The following is a 17,204-nucleotide window of genomic DNA, read 5'->3' as shown; positions in this document are numbered from 1 at the left end:
ATGAGTAAGAAAATAAAATTAGCATGCATAATTGATGATGATAATATCTATGTGAAATTGGTAAGAAAAATTATAGAGACCAGAAAACTCTGTGATCATCTACTTATATTTAAAGACGGAAAAGAGGGTATAGATTACTTTGAAACTCTACTCCAAAACTTTGATAAAGATAATATCCCTGAAGTCATTTTATTAGATCTCAATATGCCTGTTATGGATGGTTGGGAATTTTTAGAACGTTTTACTAAGATTAAAAATAAATTTAATAATCAAATTACGCTTTATGTGGTAAGTTCATCTATTAACTCCACAGATATTGACAAAGCCAAATCATTATCCTCAGTAGAAAATTATTTGATAAAACCTGTAAGAATTAACGAACTGGAAGCTGTGTTTAAAAAAATAGCTTAATCATTAAAGGCCTTCTTATTAAACACAATTAAAATTCCAATACCTGTGCTTATTGCAACATCTGCAACATTAAAAACAGGATCAAAAAAAGAAAATTGTTTGCCTCCAAAAAGTGGTAACCATTCTGGTAAAGCACCATTCCAAATTGGAAAATAAAGCATATCTACAACATTACCATGAAACACGCTTTCATAACCTCCATTTTCAGGCAAAAACGCAGCCACTTGCATTACGCTATCACTAAATAAAAAGCCATAAAACACAGAATCTATAATATTACCTAAAGCACCAGCAAATATTATAGAAATAGCAAAAACTAAGGTTTTAGATTTCTGCTTCTTAGTCACATCTACCAGCCAAAAAGCAATACCTGTTACCGCTACAATTCTAAATAAGGTTAAAATTAATTTTGCAGATCTATCAGAAATTAAAGTTGTAAAATCACTAAGTTTTGTTCCCCAAGCCATGCCATCATTCTCTATAAAGGCAATATGAAACCAAGAAAAAACATTAACACCTTCTCCTAACTGAAAATGGGTTTTAATATAAATTTTACTGATTTGGTCTATCAGAAGAATAACAAAAATAATTAATAAAGCTTTTTTAAGAGACATCTAAAGATTTTAAGCAAAAATAGACGTTTAATTGGGCTTTGCAACCGTAATATTACCATTTATAGAAGTCAATTTCCAAATGGCATCTTTATTATCAAAATGATCTAAAACAACTTTTCCATGATTTGATTTAGCTTCAACAATAGCACTATTAGTTATAATGTTAATATCGCCATCTAACGTATTTATAATTGCTGATTTTGACTCTCCTTTAATACTACATTGACCTTGTAATAATTCAATAGAAAGCGAATTAAAAATACCATCCAACTTTACATGTCCTATATCACTTATAATATTTAATGAAAGATGCTCTGGTATTTCAAGATACAGCATGGCTGCAATTACTTTATGTGCGTTACGTTTATTGTCTGGTATATCAATTAAAGAAAGATAAGCCAAACTTAAGTTCAGTTTATTATTTTCTTCTTTAACAACCAATTGAAAATCATTTTGATATTCACCATCCAATATAGAGGAAATACTAATCTTATCTTTTTTTGAAGTTGAAACACTAATATTAAAAAATTGATCTCCATTTATAGAAATCACTTTAATTTGCTCTGCAGAAAGTTCCTTTTGTAGTTTGTTTTGAGCTGTCGCAACTGCACATGATAAAAGACATACTATAAAACCAATAGACCTCAAAGATTTTTGAAATCTTAGAGGTCTATAGATATAGTATGCTAAAGCCCTGAAATTAATATACCAAGGCTTTATTGTTATGTTTTTGTTCAAAATATAATCTCAATGTAATGAGATCCCATTATTAGAAGGGATTTATTAAGATTGCATATTCTTTGCTTCAATACTTAAGGTTGCATGAGGCACTAATTTTAAACGATCTTTGTTTATTAATTTACCTGTAACACGGCAAACACCATACGTTTTGTTTTCAATACGAATCAATGCGTTTTTTAAATCTCTGATAAATTTTTCTTGACGTATAGCCAATGCAGAGTTCGCTTCCTTACTCATTGTGGCACTTCCTTCTTCAAATGCTTTAAATGTTGGAGACGTATCATCTGTCCCGTTATCAAAATCATTCATATAAGCACTTTTAATAAGTTCCAAATCGTGCTCTGCTTTCTTAATTTTTTCCTGTAATAAAGTTTTAAACTCTGCTAAATCTTTATCTGAATATCTGTTATTGGTTTCTGCTGACATAATTTTTAATGTTTTTTAATAAACAATTTAGTATTGACCTCATCAAATACAATTTCTATACCATTGTCTATTGAGTCTTTTATTTCTAACTTTTCAGTTAATGTTTCTGATTTAATATACTCCTCATTTGAAGCAATTGCTGCTGCTACTTGTGGGTCATTCTGAAGTTGTACGTCAATTCTGTCTGTAACTTCAAATCCCGAATCTTTACGTAAGTTTTGAATACGGTTTACGAGCTCACGAGCAATCCCTTCTTTACGTAATTCTTCATTGATTGTAACATCTAAAGCCACAGTTAATGCACCTTCGTTAGCAACAAGCCATCCTTCAATATCTTGAGATGTAATCTCCACATCATCAAAGCCTAAAGTAATATTTTTTCCATTAATTTCAACGTCAATATTACCGTTTTGCTCGATATTTTTAATATCATCTGCACCAAAAGTACTTATTGCACTAGCAATCAACTTCATATCCTTACCAAATTTTGGACCTAAGGCCTTAAAATTTGGTTTAATTTGTTTCACTAAGATATCTGAAGCATCCTCTAAAAGTTCAACTTCTTTAATATTTACTTCGTGTTTTATTAAATCTGAAACCGCTTCAATTTCTTCCTTTTGTTGTTGATTATCAACTGGAATCATAATTTTCTGAAGTGGCTGACGTACTTTAATCTTCTCCTTAGCTCTCAACGATAAAACTAACGAACATATTGTTTGAGCACTTTCCATTTTTCGCTCTAATACTTTGTCAATGACATTTGTATCTGCAATAGGGAAATCTGCTAAATGTACACTTTCAAAAGTTTCCTTTTTAGTCACTGCATTCAAATCTAAATACAAACGATCCATAAAGAAAGGGGCAATTGGTGCGCCTAACTTTGCAATGGTTTCCATACATGTATAAAGCGTTTGATACGCCGAAATTTTATCAGTTTGATAATCACCTTTCCAGAAACGTCTTCTACTTAAACGCACGTACCAGTTACTTAAATAATCTTGAGTAAAGTCTGAAATTGCTCGTGCAGCTTTTGTTGGTTCGTATTCTGCGTAATAATCATCTACTTTCTGAATCAATGAATTTAATTCTGAAAGAATCCAACGGTCAATTTCCGGACGTTCTTTTAAAGGAATATCTGCTTCACTATAGCTAAAACCATCTATATTGGTATAAAGTGTGAAGAATGAATAGGTGTTATATAACGTTCCGAAGAATTTTCTACTAACCTCTGCAATACCTTCGCTATCAAACTTTAAGTTATCCCAAGGATTTGCATTACTAATCATATACCAACGTGTGGCATCTGCTCCGTATTTAGATAACGTTTCAAAAGGGTCTATTGCATTGCCTAAACGCTTAGACATTTTTTGACCGTTTTTATCTAAAACTAAGCCGTTTGAAACCACATTTTTGTAAGCCACTGAATCGAAAACCATAGTTCCGATGGCATGAAGCGTATAAAACCAACCACGTGTTTGGTCAACTCCTTCTGCTATAAAATCTGCAGGATAAGCTTCTTTATTATCAATTAGATTCTTATTCTCAAAAGGATAATGCCATTGTGCATAAGGCATAGAACCAGAATCGAACCAAACATCTATTAAATCACTTTCGCGATTCATCGGTTGACCTGATTTTGAAACCAAAACGATTTTATCGACTACATTTTTATGTAAATCGATAGTATCATAGTTTGCTTCAGACATATTATCTACTTCAAAAGCTGCAAAGATATCTTCTGTCATAAAGCCAGCTTTAACCGACTTTGCCATTTCTTCTTTTAATTCCTTTACAGAACCAATACAGATGACTTCTTTACCATCTTCGGTTCTCCAAATTGGTAATGGAATTCCCCAAAAACGAGATCTTGATAAATTCCAATCGTTTGCATTTGCTAACCAATTTCCAAAACGTCCTTCACCAGTTGATTTTGGTTTCCAATTGATGGTAGTGTTTAGCTCGTGCATTCTCCCTTTTACATCAGTGATTTTAATAAACCACGAATCTAAGGGATAGTATAAAATTGGCTTATCAGTTCTCCAGCAATTTGGGTAACTGTGCTTATATTTTTCAACCTTAAAAGCTTTATTTTCTGTTTTTAACTGAATAGCAAGTTCCACATCTACAGAACGCTCAGGTGCTTCACCATCTTCATAATATTCGTTCTTAACATATTTACCTGCGTACTCTCCCATTTCTGGTCTAAACTTCCCTTGTAAATCTACCAATGGTACTAAATTACCATTGTCGTCTTTTACTAAAAGAGGTGGAATTTCTGGTGAGGCTTGCTTCGCAACCAAAGCATCATCAGCTCCAAATGTAGGTGCTGTGTGCACAATACCTGTTCCATCTTCAATCGTTACAAAATCTCCAGAGATGATTCTAAAGGCATTTTCAGGATTATCGTTTGGTAAAGCGTATGGCAATAATTGCTCATAAGTAATACCTACTAAGTCTTTTCCTACAAATTCTTTAACCACATAAAAAGGAATCTTCTTATCACCTTCTTTGTACTCAATTAATTCTGGTTTTGTTTCAACTTGTTTGAATTTACCATCAAATTGTTTGTTGACTAAATTCTTAGCCAAAACCACATTCATAGGTTTAAATGTATATTGATTATACGTTTCAACTAAAACATATTCAATTTTTGGCCCAACTGTTAATGCTGTATTACTAGGAAGCGTCCAAGGTGTTGTTGTCCAAGCTAAAAAGAAAATATCACCTTCATTTTGAAGAAAATCTGGCAATGAATCTGTATTGGCCTTAAACTGAGCTACAACTGTTGTATCCGTTACATCTTGATACGTTCCTGGTTGATTTAACTCATGTGAGCTTAAACCAGTTCCTGCTTTTGGCGAATAGGGCTGAATAGTATAGCCTTTGTATATTAAATCTTTTTCGTAAATCTGCTTTAGCAACCACCAAACAGATTCCATGTATTTAGATTTGTAGGTAATGTATGGGTCGTCCATATCTACCCAATAGCCCATTTTTTGTGTAAGGTCGTTCCAGATATCAGTGTAACGCATCACAGCTTTTTTACAAGCTTCGTTATATTCTTCTACTGTGATTTTTTTACCAATATCTTCTTTGGTAATACCTAATTCTTTTTCTACTCCAAGTTCAACTGGTAAACCATGTGTATCCCAACCTGCTTTACGTTTTACTTGAAAACCTTTCATGGTTTTGTAACGCGGAAAAATATCTTTAATAGCACGTGCTAAAACGTGGTGTACACCTGGCAAACCGTTTGCAGAAGGTGGTCCTTCAAAAAACACAAAAGGTGGTTTCCCTTCTCTTGTAGTTACACTTTTATCGAAGATATTATTAGCTTCCCAATAGTTACCGATTTCATCTGCAACGTTTGGCAAGTTAAGTCCTTTGTATTCAGGGAACTTTGTACTCATTATTCTGTTTTCTTTTCGAGGTGCGAAATTACAGAATTTTGTGGAAATATTAGATGGCTTTCGTTAAAAAAGGCAACTACAAGGGATTGAATGTTCTTTGTTGAAATTGTAAGTAACAAACATTAAACTAAAAAAAATCTACAATATTTTTACTGGTAAGAGATGAGGCCCCAAATAACTATACCACACCACAAAACTAATAAATGAAGTTGGTAGAACGATGAGCAATATTCGAACTTTCACACTTTTATAAAAAATTATATAAAACAAATAAATAGCCATTAATAATATTATAGAAAACTCTATAAGAGCTACCCAACGTGCTGTTACCTTAAATAATCCGCCAAATTCAATAATGGAAGGCAAAGACATTATAAAAAACTCTAAAGCGTCAAATAAAGAAAAACTAAACAACATTAAAAGAAACCAATTGATAAGGCTAAAATCATTACTACTTTTAATTCTCTTAATTAAAATTAAACCACTCAAAAAAGACACTAAAAACAAAAAATTAAAAACTATAGAATAGTACATATTAGCTCCTGCACCCAAAGCTTCTTGAACTTGCTGAATTTCAAGACAGCCCATAAGATTTCCCATGTAATTAAAACTGTAAATATTGGAAACTACACCTGAATTCAGAATTAAATCAAAAAAATAATAAATACCATTATAGAATAGTGCTCTAACGGGAAAGAAACTCAAAAATAAAATAGCGATAAATACATTTTTTTTTTGAAAAACTATTTCTTTTATTTTTTTCATATTACTTTCTTAAACCAGAAATCCAACCAAATCCTCAATCTTAGAAATCAATTGAATCTTAATAACCGTATTCTTTAAGGCTATTTTATTATACTTGGAAACAAAAATGGTAGAAAACCCTAATTTTTCGGCTTCTAAAATTCTTTGTTCTACACGTTGCACTGGTCTTATCTCACCAGAAAGTCCTACTTCTGCTGCAAAACAATAGGTACTTGGTAAAGCCACATCTTCATTAGAAGATAATATAGATGCAACAACGGCTAAATCTATAGCAGGATCGTCAACGGTTATACCACCTGTAATATTTAAAAAAACATCTTTTGCTCCTAACCTAAAACCGGCTCGTTTCTCTAAAACAGCCAATAACATATTTAGTCGCTTGGCATTAAAACCAGTAGCAGAACGTTGTGGTGTTCCGTAAACCGCTGTACTTACTAAGGCTTGTACTTCAATCATTAGAGGTCTTAATCCTTCTAATGTCGCTGCGACCGCATTACCAGATAATTCTTCATCTTTTTCTGAAATTAATATTTCTGATGGATTAGACACTTCTCGTAATCCTGAACCTTGCATTTCGTAAATACCCAACTCATTAGTAGAACCGAATCGGTTTTTATTAGCTCGTAGAATTCTGAATACATGATTTCGGTCGCCTTCAAATTGAAGAACCGTATCTACCATATGCTCAAGAATTTTTGGACCTGCAATGTGTCCATCTTTTGTGATATGACCAATTAGTAAAACTGGTGTTGCAGTTTCTTTGGCAAATTTTATCAGTTCAGTTGTACATTCCTTTATTTGAGAAATACTTCCTGCAGACGATTCTATATAATCGCTATGTAAGGTTTGTATAGAATCGATAACCACAATATCTGGCTCTAAAGCTTCAATTTGCTTAAAAATATTTTGCGTTTTGGTTTCGGTAAGAATATAGCAATTACTGCTATTAGGATTAATACGTTCTGCACGCATTTTTATTTGTTTCTGGCTTTCTTCACCTGAAACATAAAGCGTTTTGTATTGTAATTTTAAAGCAATTTGAAGTAAAAGTGTACTTTTTCCAATTCCTGGTTCTCCACCCAAAAGTGTTAAGGAACCATGCACCATTCCACCACCAAGAACGCGATTAAACTCGCCATCTTGCATATCTAAACGTGCTTCTTGCGATGTATCAATCTCATTTATAAGTAATGGTTTTGATGTGCGTTTTGAAGTTGACGTTGGAGTTTTCCAATCGCTCTTTTCTGGTTTTTGAATGACTTCTTCTGCAATGGTATTCCATTCCTTACAAGAAGTACATTGTCCTTGCCATTTGGCATATTGACTACCACAATTCTGACAAAAAAAAGTTGTTTTTACTTTAGCCATGTTCACATTCCGAGAAATCGGAAATCTAGTTTAAAAATTCGAACAGCTAAATTAATACAAATTTAGTTGATGTCTTTAAACCAAGTTACGATTGCCAAAACTTTTAATGCAGCTAGTTTTGAAGGTAAATTAGAAAATAGAAATGCTTTTGATTTTTGATATAATGCTTCAAAAATATAATCGGTAGACAAGGTGTGTTTTTTACTTCTCTTCATTATCTTCTTCTTTTTCTTCGTCTTCTATATCATCATCTAAATCTACTAACACCACATTAAGCTCTTCGATTTTAGTTGCTATGTATTCCTTATCTATATTAAGTGCATCGTCTAATACTAATGCAGATTCATATAATTTCTTAGCTTTTTTAGTTTTACCTAAACGTTCTGCTGATTGCGCTAAATAGTAGGTACCTAATAAGGTTTCTGGATGAAGTTTATTGGCTAACTTACCTAGTTTGTATAGTGATTGTAAATCTTCGCGTTGCTCTGCAATTTTCGCTACTTTCTCTAACTCTTCTTCACTAATCTCTTTTTCAATTCCGAATAATTTTTCAATTCTATTGTATCTATCTACTAAATATTGATCTAAAGTACCTTCATAAGGCAACACTTTTTCTTCTAATTCTTTTTCTCTTAATGGAGTGTAGATATCAAAAATTTTATCAAAAGATCTTGAAATAGCACTAGTAACCAATGTATAGTGTGTTTCACCATTAAAATCATCGAAATAATAAGTTAAATGTTTATTGTCAACCGCTTTAATCTGATCATTAGTTACAAGTATATTCTCTCGTATTTGAGGTATATCTTTTTCTGAAGTTGCCATGTAATAAAAGACATCATCCTTAAAAAGTGTCAAACGTTTTGAAACAAAACTACTTAATGAGCCCACAAAATCTGGACTAATACATACATAAGCCTGAAACGATAGATCTTCTTTAAACAAATATGAATTGATAAAATTACCCATTCGGTCATGACCAACAGCAACTCTAAATTTACTTGTATTATATTCCTTGTCTAAATAAGGTAACAATTCATCTGAAACAAAATTATGGAATCTAAGTCCTGATTCCGTTGGCAGTCCTGTTGCAGGATCATAATAAGCATCATAAAAACGATCTTCACCCTGCATAATACCAACTACAATAGAACTTGGCATGTCATCAAAGTAAGTTTGAAAATCTACTTGACCAGCGACAGGTTCAAAAAGATAGTCACCATCAAAAACAATAATCACTGGATGTTTTACATCCGAATCTGGATTGTAATTTTTAGGTAGCTTAATTTTTAATTTCCGTTCGGAATTAAGACTAGCAGAAGATATCTCCTTATAGGTTACTTGCGCAGTTGAAAACGCAAATATGAGATAAGTAAAAACTAATAGGATAGTTTTTCTCATAATTAAGTAGGTTTAGGTTTGGGATTCCAAACATACTAAATTATCGTCAAGTTGTCAATTTTTTTCGATGAAATACATTTAATTGTTTAGCGCCTCTTCTGCATCGTACATTTTTTCGAGCATAACCTCCTTATCTACAGATTGTGAGGGCTGTAGCAGTAAACCTCCTTTGTATTGTAACAACGCCTTTTTATAGTTCCCTTCTTTTTCGTAGTACATACCTAAGTAATAAGCACCTAACATAGAATCGGGAAATTCTTTCTTAACTAATTTTGCTAATTTTTCTAAAGATTCTAAATCCTCTTTTTTATTAGAAGCAGCAGCAATTGCTCTAATATCATTTTCAATTAATTTTTTTTCAAATCCATAGAAATGCTCAATATCCTCATATTTTTTAATCAGATAATCAAAAGATAAACCTTCATATGGTAATAATTTTTCTTTATACTCTTTTGCATTTATTGGTTTAAAAAGTCCAAAAATCTCATTTAAAGCTTTAGGGATTCCTCGTCCTACCAATGCGTAGTGATTTGCATCTTCAAAATCATCAAACTTATAAAGAAGCTTATCATTTTCTATGGTTGAAATAAGTGCATTTGTTTCTAAAGTTGAAGCCCTTAAGGTTTTTATATCTGCATCTGAAGTTGCCATATAATAAAAGACCTCTTGGGTCATTTCAGACAAACGCTGCTGTAATCTAGTCCCCATTTCTGGTGCCAACTCAGGACTAAATGCAACGTAGGCTCTAAAAAGAGGATTATCCTTAAAGAGAAAATAGTTAATAAAATTAGCACTTAGATCGTGCCCAAAAATAATTCTAAAGTTAGAAGCTTTATAGTTTTTTTCAATATAAGGCAGTAATTCTGCTGAAATGAATTCATAAAATTGCGCGCCTGAATCTTTAGGAAAATAACTTTCTGTATCGTAAAATAAGTCATTAGACCTTGTATCTGCTTGATTAATACCTACGACAATACAATCTGGAATATCTTCCCAATACGATTGGTAGTCAATATTACCTGCAACAGGCTCAAACAAATAATCTCCATCTAAAACAATGATTAATGGATATGATCGCTTCTCATCTGGATCGTAATTTCTTGGCAATTGAATTTTTAATTCGCGTTTTTCACCAAGCCTTTCAGAATCAATAGTTTTATATATAGCTTGAGCTTGTATATTTAAAACGATAAAAAAAACGATTACAAGTGAATAAAAATTCTTCATATATAAAACTGATTAAATTTAAAGCAAGTTAAAAAATATTTCTATACTGTTGTTTTCTTTCTGTTGTAAACCGGTAAGTATAACAATGATAGACCACCAATAACGATTATAACCAAAGTTTGAGTAGACCACATAATCCAGCCAAAAGCTCTACTTGGATCTTCTGCCATACCAAATAATGTTAAAGCAATCACTATAGCTTCTGGAAAAGAACCAATACCTCCATTTGTAGCTGCAATACTAAAACTTGCGAGTATAAATCCAATAAGAACTGCTGCTATAGAAATATTTTCTAATTCAGGCAATGCAAACGTAGTAACATAAAACATAAGTACGTATAAGCACCAGATAAATAAAGTATGACCTATAAAAGCCCATTTCTTTTTCATCTTAAAAATACTTAATACACCTTCTAAAAGACCAGAAACAAACCCTTTTACTTTTAAAGCAAATTTAGAATTGCTCTTCTTTATAAATAAAAACAAAGTAAAAACACCAAATAATAAGATAGCACCACCAAACAGTAATGACGTTGGATTAAATTTTTCGGCAAAAAAATTATAAATAAATTCAAATTCTAAGAAAAAAGCTATCGCAATTATTAACAACAGCATAATGGTATCTGCAATTCGCTCCGCCACAATTGTTCCAAAACCTTTATCAAAAGGAATCCCTTCATAATTGGTTAGAATTGAAGCTCTGGCTATTTCTCCAGCACGTGGAATGGTAAAATTAATAAGATAGGCTGCATAAACGGCCATAAAACTATTGGCAAACTTAGGCTTAAAACCTAAAGGTTCTGCCATATAAAGCCAACGATAAGCTCTAGACGCGTGACTAAGAATACCTAGAACGACACCAAGAACAATCCAACTATAATCAGCATCTTTAAAATATTGTACTAATATAGGAATGGAAATTTTTGATAAAGAATACCAAACTAGTCCTACTCCCAAGAGTAAAGGTAAAACTACTTTTAGGATAGATTTAGGCTTACTCACCTGTCTATTTTAACAGGTTAGTCGCTTCGTCTGGAAATACTAAACAAGGCTTAAACACTTTAGCGTCTTCTATATCCATAAACGCATAAGTAATAAGTATTAAAGTATCTCCTACAGAAACTTTTCTTGCTGCAGCTCCATTTAAAGTTATTTCACCACTTTTTCTTGGACCTGGAATACAATACGTTTCTAGACGTTCACCATTATCATTATTTACAATCTGAACTTTTTCACCTTGTATAATATTAGCTGCCTCCATTAAATCTTCATCGATAGTAATACTACCAATATAGTTTAACGCTGCTCCTGTAACTTTTACACGATGAATTTTTGATTTTACAACTTGAATTTGCATACCACAAAGATAATTAATTTAAAGCAATATTATCTATTAGTCTTATATCGCCTGCATATGTTGCTATAAACGCTCTATATGACTTTTTTGTTGATTTTCGTTTTACTTCTTTTAGGGTTGTTATATCTGCAATGATAAAATACTCTAGCTCTAAAAGCGGCTGTTTTTTAAATTGCTCTGTAACCCAATCTGTAACATATTTAGCACTTTTTGTGCCAAACTTTACTTTAGCTACATTTAGTGTTTTATATATAAATGGCGCTATATCTCTGTGCGCTTCAGTTAGTCTTGCATTTCTAGAGCTCATAGCCAAACCGTCTTCTGCTCTATGAATTGGACAACCAACAATATTTACAGGTAATTGATGTAATTCAACTAACTTTCTTATAATTTGTAATTGCTGAAAATCTTTTTCTCCAAAATAGGCTGAATCTGGTGTTACAATTTCAAACAAACGCTTTACAATTGTCCCAACTCCATCAAAATGACCCGATCTAAATGCACCTTCCATTTCGTGCTCTAAACCATCAAAAGTAAAACTTTGCGATTGTATTTGGTCTCCATAAATATCATCTTCAGAGGGAGCATAAATAATAATCTTATCATCACTTACCTGCTTTAAAAGTGCCATATCAGCCTCTAAAGTTCTTGGGTACTTCACCAAGTCTTCTTTATTATCAAACTGCGTAGGATTCACAAAAATACTAACAACAACAAAGTCGTTTTCACTTAGTCCTTTATTCACCAAAGATAAATGCCCATTATGCAAGGCACCCATTGTTGGCACAAACCCAATTGTATAGCCTTTTTCTTTTAAAGTACTAATCTGAGTTGCTAATTCTATTTTATTATTATAGTTTTTCAATGCTGTAACAAAAGTTTAACGCATGCAAACATAATATAATACTAGCAATCTGCACAAATTTTTGTAATTTTGCATGTTTTTTACCATTAATTTCAAAAGCAGCAGATTTATGAAAGATAAACGAATATTGTATGTGTCCTCGGAAGTTGTTCCATATTTACCAGAAACAGAAATTTCTTCAATGTCCTTTGAAGCTCCTAGAATGGTAAACAAACAAGGAGGTCAGATTAGAATATTTATGCCTCGCTTTGGAAATATCAATGAAAGACGACACCAATTACATGAAGTTATAAGACTTTCTGGAATTAATTTAGTGATTAATGACTTAGATATGCCATTGATTATTAAAGTGGCTTCTATTCCTAAAGAGCGTATTCAGGTTTATTTTATTGATAATGAAGATTATTTTAAAAGAAAGGCCACATTAACTGATGAAAACGGACAATTGTTTTCAGATAATGACGAACGTGCTATTTTCTTCGCAAAAGGCGTTATAGAAACAGTAAAAAAATTGAATTGGGCTCCTGACATTATTCATGTCAATGGATGGCTAGCTTCGCTACTACCATTATACCTAAAAGAGTTTTATAAAACAGAACCTTTATTTACTGAAAGTAAAATAATTACCTCAGTATACAATCAAAGCTTTGAAGGAACGTTAGATAAAAACATGCTATCTAAAGTGAATTTTGACGATTTGGATGCAAAAGCCACAAAACTCTTAGAACAGCCTAATTATACTAATTTAATGAAAATTGCGATAGATAATTCTGATGCCATTATAAGAGGTTCAAAAGAATTACCAGAAGAATTAGATACTTATTTAAACGACTTAACAAAACCTGTATTAGACTACTATTCTATTGAAGAATTTGCAGATCCATACACAGATTTTTACAACAACACTGTATTAAACAGTTAATATTACCTATGAAAAAAAATAAAATTGCCTTACAAATTCTAGCTTTTGGTTTAATTGCCTTTACATTTATAGCTTGTGATGAAGATTATGCAACGTTAGAATCTGATGTTATAAATAACGACATTGCTACTAATTTTGATATTCTTTCTGAAAAACACAATATCATAACATATACTAAAGCTTTAAATCCTAATGATAAGCCTGTACAAACAAACGGACTTGGATTAAGCACCTTAGGACTTTATGATGATGTTTACGGAAGAACAACTGCTAGTTTTGTAACTCAACTTTCTGCAAGTTCTTACGATCCAGACTTTGGAGATGGTACCATAATAGACTCTGTTGTAGTTACCATTCCATTTTTTAGTACTAGTACTGGGTTTGATGATGATGGCAATGTAACTTATGAGGTAGACTCAATATTACCTAAAGATGATACTTACAAATCAATAAAGTTAAGAATCTTTGAAAATAATTATTTTATTAGAGATTTTGACCCATTTGGTGATGTAAACGAAAGCCAAGCTTACTATTCAAATAAAACAGGCTCTTCCGCTGCTGAGTCTTTATCAGCGGCATTAGAAGGAGAAGAACTTATTCTGATTCCAGATTTTCAAACATCTTACGGTAATGGAGCTACAAATAACGAAATCAGTATTACTGATGACGTATATGTATTAGAAGAAGCAGATGACGAAGATGATGAAGACACAGATCCACAGGTAACGGAAAGAATAGCGCCAGGTATCAGAGTTAAGCTAGATCCAACTTTTTGGCAAAATAAAATTATAGATAAAGAAGGAGATGCCGTTTTAAGTAACCAAAATAACTTTTTAAACTATTTTAAAGGACTTTATTTCAAGGCAGAAGCTATAAATAATGAAGGTAGTTTCCTTATTTTAGATGCAAGTAGCTCAAACGCTAATATTACCATCTATTATAAAAAGCTTACATCAGCAACTGATGACGGAACCGATACAGACACATCTTCTTACGTATTAAATTTTGGACCAAATAGAATTAATTTTTATGATAATAATTTTACTACACCAATTGATTCAGGTGAACCAACAACTGGAGACAGTAAAATCTATTTAAAAGGAGGGGAAGGATCAATTGCAGGTATTAAACTTTTTAACGGTGAAGATTTAGATGATGCTCCAGAATTAAATACGTTTGAAAATTTTAAAAATGAATTTGTAGTAACTGATGAAGATGGCAAATTTGTAAGTTCTAAACGTTTGGTCAATGAAGCTAATCTTGTTTTTTATGTAGATAGAAATCAATTAGATATGGCAAATGAAGTCTCAGACAACGAACCAAATCGACTCTACTTGTACGATATGGACAATAAAACACCGTTAATCGATTATTTTTTAGATGCAACTAACACTAGCTTACCTTCGTTCTCTAAATTTAGTCACCTTGGAATATTAGAACGAGACGAATCTAATGATGATAAAGGTGTAAAATATAAATTAAGAATCACAGAGCATATAAATAATTTATTAGTACGAGATTCTACAAATGTCGAACTTGGTTTAGCAGTTTCACTAAGTGTTAATTTAGAAAACTCTACTTTAGGTTTGACACAGAAAAAAGTACAAAACTCTAATGATTTTACTGTGCCAATAGGATCAATATTAACACCAAGAGGTACAATATTGCATGGCAACAGTAGTGAAGATGAAACAAAACGTGTGTATTTAGAAATTTATTACACCGAACCAAATTAATTAAAAAATTAACCTATGTGTGGAATTGTTGGATACATTGGCCATCGAGAGGCTTATCCTATTGTTATTAAAGGACTTCAAAGATTAGAATACCGTGGATATGATAGTGCTGGTATTGCACTATATGATGGTAATTCAATTAAACTATCTAAAACAAAAGGAAAGGTTTCCGACCTTAAAAATAAAATTGAGGGTGAAATTTCAACAGACGGAACTCTAGGTATAGGTCATACGCGTTGGGCAACACATGGTGTACCAAATGATGTAAACTCTCACCCACACTACTCTAATTCTGGAGATTTAGTTATCATCCACAATGGAATTATTGAAAATTACGATTCGTTAAGAAAAGAATTAATAAAACGTGGTTACACATTTCAATCAGATACAGATACAGAAGTATTAGTTAATCTAATTGAAGACGTTCAAAAAAGCGAAAATATTAAGCTTGGTAAAGCTGTACAAATTGCATTAAACCAAGTTATTGGCGCTTATGCTATTGCTGTTTTTGATAAAAACAAACCTAACGAAATTGTTGTTGCAAAACTTGGTAGCCCTTTAGCAATAGGTGTTGGTGATGATGAATTTTTTATTGCAAGTGATGCTTCTCCTTTTATAGAATATACTAAAAATGCCATTTATCTTGAAGATGAAGAAATGGCTATTATTAGAAGAGGAAAAGACATTAAAATCAGAAAAATTAAGAATGATGCTTTGGTTGATCCTTATGTACAAGAACTTCAACTTAATTTAGAGCAGATTGAAAAAGGTGGTTACGACCATTTTATGCTTAAAGAAATCTATGAACAACCTAGTGCAATTTTAGATACCTTTAGAGGAAGACTATTAAGTAACGAAGCTATTATAAAAATGGCTGGTGTTGAGGATAACATGAAAAAATTCTTAGCAGCTGATAGAATTATAATTGTTGCCTGTGGTACATCATGGCATGCTGGTTTAGTTGCAGAATATATTTTTGAAGATTTAGCAAGAATTCCTGTAGAAGTGGAATATGCTTCTGAATTTAGATATAGAAACCCTGTAATTACAGAAAAAGATATTGTGATTGCAATTTCTCAATCTGGTGAAACAGCAGATACTTTAGCTGCTATAAAATTAGCAAAATCCAAAGGAGCATTTGTTTTTGGAGTTTGTAATGTGGTTGGTTCTACAATTGCAAGAGAAACAGATGCAGGTGCATATACACATGCTGGTCCAGAAATTGGAGTTGCTTCTACTAAAGCATTCACGACACAGATTACCGTATTAACATTAATGGCATTACGATTAGCTAGAGCTAAAGGTACTATGTCAAGTTCAGAATTTAGACATCATTTAATTGAGCTAGAGACTATTCCTGGTAAAGTTGAAGAAGCGTTAAAATCTGATGCTTACGTTAAAACGGTAGCCGAAATCTATAAAGACACAAAAAACTGTCTTTATTTAGGGCGTGGGTTTAATTTCCCTGTAGCTTTAGAAGGTGCATTAAAATTAAAGGAGATTTCATATATACATGCAGAAGGTTATCCTGCTGCAGAAATGAAACATGGACCAATTGCTTTAATTGATGAGCAAATGCCAGTAATCGTTATTGCAACTAAAAAAGGACATTACGAAAAAGTAGTAAGTAACATTCAAGAAATTAAATCTAGAAAAGGTAAAATTATTGGTATAGTTACTAAAGGTGACACAAGTGTTAAGGAATTAGCTGACCATGTAATTGAAGTTCCTGAGACATTAGAATGCCTTACACCTTTACTTACAACAATTCCATTACAGTTATTATCTTATCATATTGCTGTAATGTTGAATAAAAATGTGGATCAACCTAGAAATTTAGCAAAATCGGTGACAGTTGAATAATTAATCGACGATAAAACTTTTGAAAAGCGGCTTAAAATTGAGTAATAATCAATTTTAAGCCGTTTTTTTTCTAAATATTCTTATGCATGCATACATTTT

Annotated in this window: 16 protein-coding genes; 4 read left to right on the top strand and 12 right to left on the bottom strand. The window is 32.1% G+C overall.

Features of this window, described 5'->3' with window-relative positions:
• Nucleotides 1-411, top strand: a complete 411-nt coding sequence (locus DFQ10_RS01790) for a response regulator (protein ID WP_115815717.1) — start codon at nucleotides 1-3, stop codon at nucleotides 409-411.
• Here DFQ10_RS01790 and DFQ10_RS01785 read toward each other — a convergent pair.
• The 12 genes from DFQ10_RS01785 to panC all read right to left on the bottom strand — a co-directional run bounded on the left by DFQ10_RS01785 (nucleotide 408) and on the right by panC (nucleotide 12,584).
• Complete coding sequence (locus tag DFQ10_RS01785; RefSeq protein ID WP_115815716.1) at nucleotides 408-1,025, bottom strand: lipoprotein signal peptidase; 618 nt, start codon at nucleotides 1,023-1,025, stop codon at nucleotides 408-410. The genes DFQ10_RS01790 and DFQ10_RS01785 overlap by 4 nt on opposite strands.
• A gap of 27 nt (nucleotides 1,026-1,052) precedes the next feature.
• Nucleotides 1,053-1,763: a DUF4097 family beta strand repeat-containing protein gene (locus DFQ10_RS01780; protein ID WP_115815715.1), complete on the bottom strand. Its 711-nt coding sequence runs from the start codon at nucleotides 1,761-1,763 to the stop codon at nucleotides 1,053-1,055.
• A 45-nt stretch (nucleotides 1,764-1,808) separates the two neighbouring features.
• On the bottom strand, nucleotides 1,809-2,192 hold the full coding sequence (locus DFQ10_RS01775; protein ID WP_115815714.1) for a TraR/DksA family transcriptional regulator: 384 nt from the start codon (nucleotides 2,190-2,192) through the stop codon (nucleotides 1,809-1,811).
• A 5-nt stretch (nucleotides 2,193-2,197) separates the two neighbouring features.
• On the bottom strand, nucleotides 2,198-5,602 hold the full coding sequence (gene ileS / locus DFQ10_RS01770) for an isoleucine--tRNA ligase (protein WP_115815713.1): 3,405 nt from the start codon (nucleotides 5,600-5,602) through the stop codon (nucleotides 2,198-2,200).
• A gap of 138 nt (nucleotides 5,603-5,740) precedes the next feature.
• Nucleotides 5,741-6,367 carry a hypothetical protein gene (locus tag DFQ10_RS01765; RefSeq protein WP_115815712.1) on the bottom strand — a complete coding sequence of 209 codons (627 nt, stop codon included), beginning with the start codon at nucleotides 6,365-6,367 and terminating at the stop codon, nucleotides 5,741-5,743.
• Nucleotides 6,368-6,376: 9 nt separating this feature from the next.
• Entirely contained in the window at nucleotides 6,377-7,735 is a 1,359-nt protein-coding gene (gene radA / locus DFQ10_RS01760) for a DNA repair protein RadA (RefSeq protein ID WP_115815711.1), read from the bottom strand.
• A 62-nt stretch (nucleotides 7,736-7,797) separates the two neighbouring features.
• The gene (locus DFQ10_RS18485; protein ID WP_181897555.1) at nucleotides 7,798-7,950 is read right to left on the bottom strand and encodes a hypothetical protein; all 153 of its coding nucleotides are present in this window, start codon (nucleotides 7,948-7,950) and stop codon (nucleotides 7,798-7,800) included.
• Entirely contained in the window at nucleotides 7,937-9,136 is a 1,200-nt protein-coding gene (locus tag DFQ10_RS01755) for an alpha/beta hydrolase (RefSeq protein WP_115815710.1), read from the bottom strand. Before DFQ10_RS01755 ends, DFQ10_RS18485 begins: the two co-directional genes overlap by 14 nt.
• 78 nt (nucleotides 9,137-9,214) lie before the next feature.
• Entirely contained in the window at nucleotides 9,215-10,363 is a 1,149-nt protein-coding gene (locus DFQ10_RS01750) for an alpha/beta hydrolase (protein WP_115815709.1), read from the bottom strand.
• 41 nt (nucleotides 10,364-10,404) lie between these two features.
• Nucleotides 10,405-11,364: a lysylphosphatidylglycerol synthase transmembrane domain-containing protein gene (locus tag DFQ10_RS01745; protein WP_115815708.1), complete on the bottom strand. Its 960-nt coding sequence runs from the start codon at nucleotides 11,362-11,364 to the stop codon at nucleotides 10,405-10,407.
• 4 nt (nucleotides 11,365-11,368) lie between these two features.
• Nucleotides 11,369-11,719, bottom strand: coding sequence for an aspartate 1-decarboxylase (gene panD / locus DFQ10_RS01740; protein ID WP_115815707.1), 351 nt, complete (start codon nucleotides 11,717-11,719; stop codon nucleotides 11,369-11,371).
• 13 nt (nucleotides 11,720-11,732) lie between these two features.
• Entirely contained in the window at nucleotides 11,733-12,584 is an 852-nt protein-coding gene (gene panC, locus DFQ10_RS01735; RefSeq protein WP_115815706.1) for a pantoate--beta-alanine ligase, read from the bottom strand.
• Nucleotides 12,585-12,693: 109 nt separating this feature from the next.
• On the opposite strand from panC, the gene DFQ10_RS01730 reads away from it, so the two are divergent.
• From DFQ10_RS01730 to glmS, 3 genes are read left to right on the top strand one after another with little or no spacing between them, the layout of a single operon-like run.
• Nucleotides 12,694-13,506, top strand: coding sequence for a glycogen/starch synthase (locus DFQ10_RS01730; RefSeq protein WP_115815705.1), 813 nt, complete (start codon nucleotides 12,694-12,696; stop codon nucleotides 13,504-13,506).
• Nucleotides 13,507-13,514: 8 nt separating this feature from the next.
• On the top strand, nucleotides 13,515-15,242 hold the full coding sequence (locus DFQ10_RS01725) for a DUF4270 domain-containing protein (protein ID WP_115815704.1): 1,728 nt from the start codon (nucleotides 13,515-13,517) through the stop codon (nucleotides 15,240-15,242).
• A 15-nt stretch (nucleotides 15,243-15,257) separates the two neighbouring features.
• Nucleotides 15,258-17,105 carry a glutamine--fructose-6-phosphate transaminase (isomerizing) gene (gene glmS, locus DFQ10_RS01720; RefSeq protein ID WP_115815703.1) on the top strand — a complete coding sequence of 616 codons (1,848 nt, stop codon included), beginning with the start codon at nucleotides 15,258-15,260 and terminating at the stop codon, nucleotides 17,103-17,105.
• Nucleotides 17,106-17,204: the final 99 nt, after the last annotated feature.

Source organism: Winogradskyella eximia (genome assembly GCF_003386165.1).
GTDB lineage: Bacteria > Bacteroidota > Bacteroidia > Flavobacteriales > Flavobacteriaceae > Winogradskyella > Winogradskyella eximia.
This window is presented reverse-complemented; position numbering and strand designations above follow the sequence as displayed.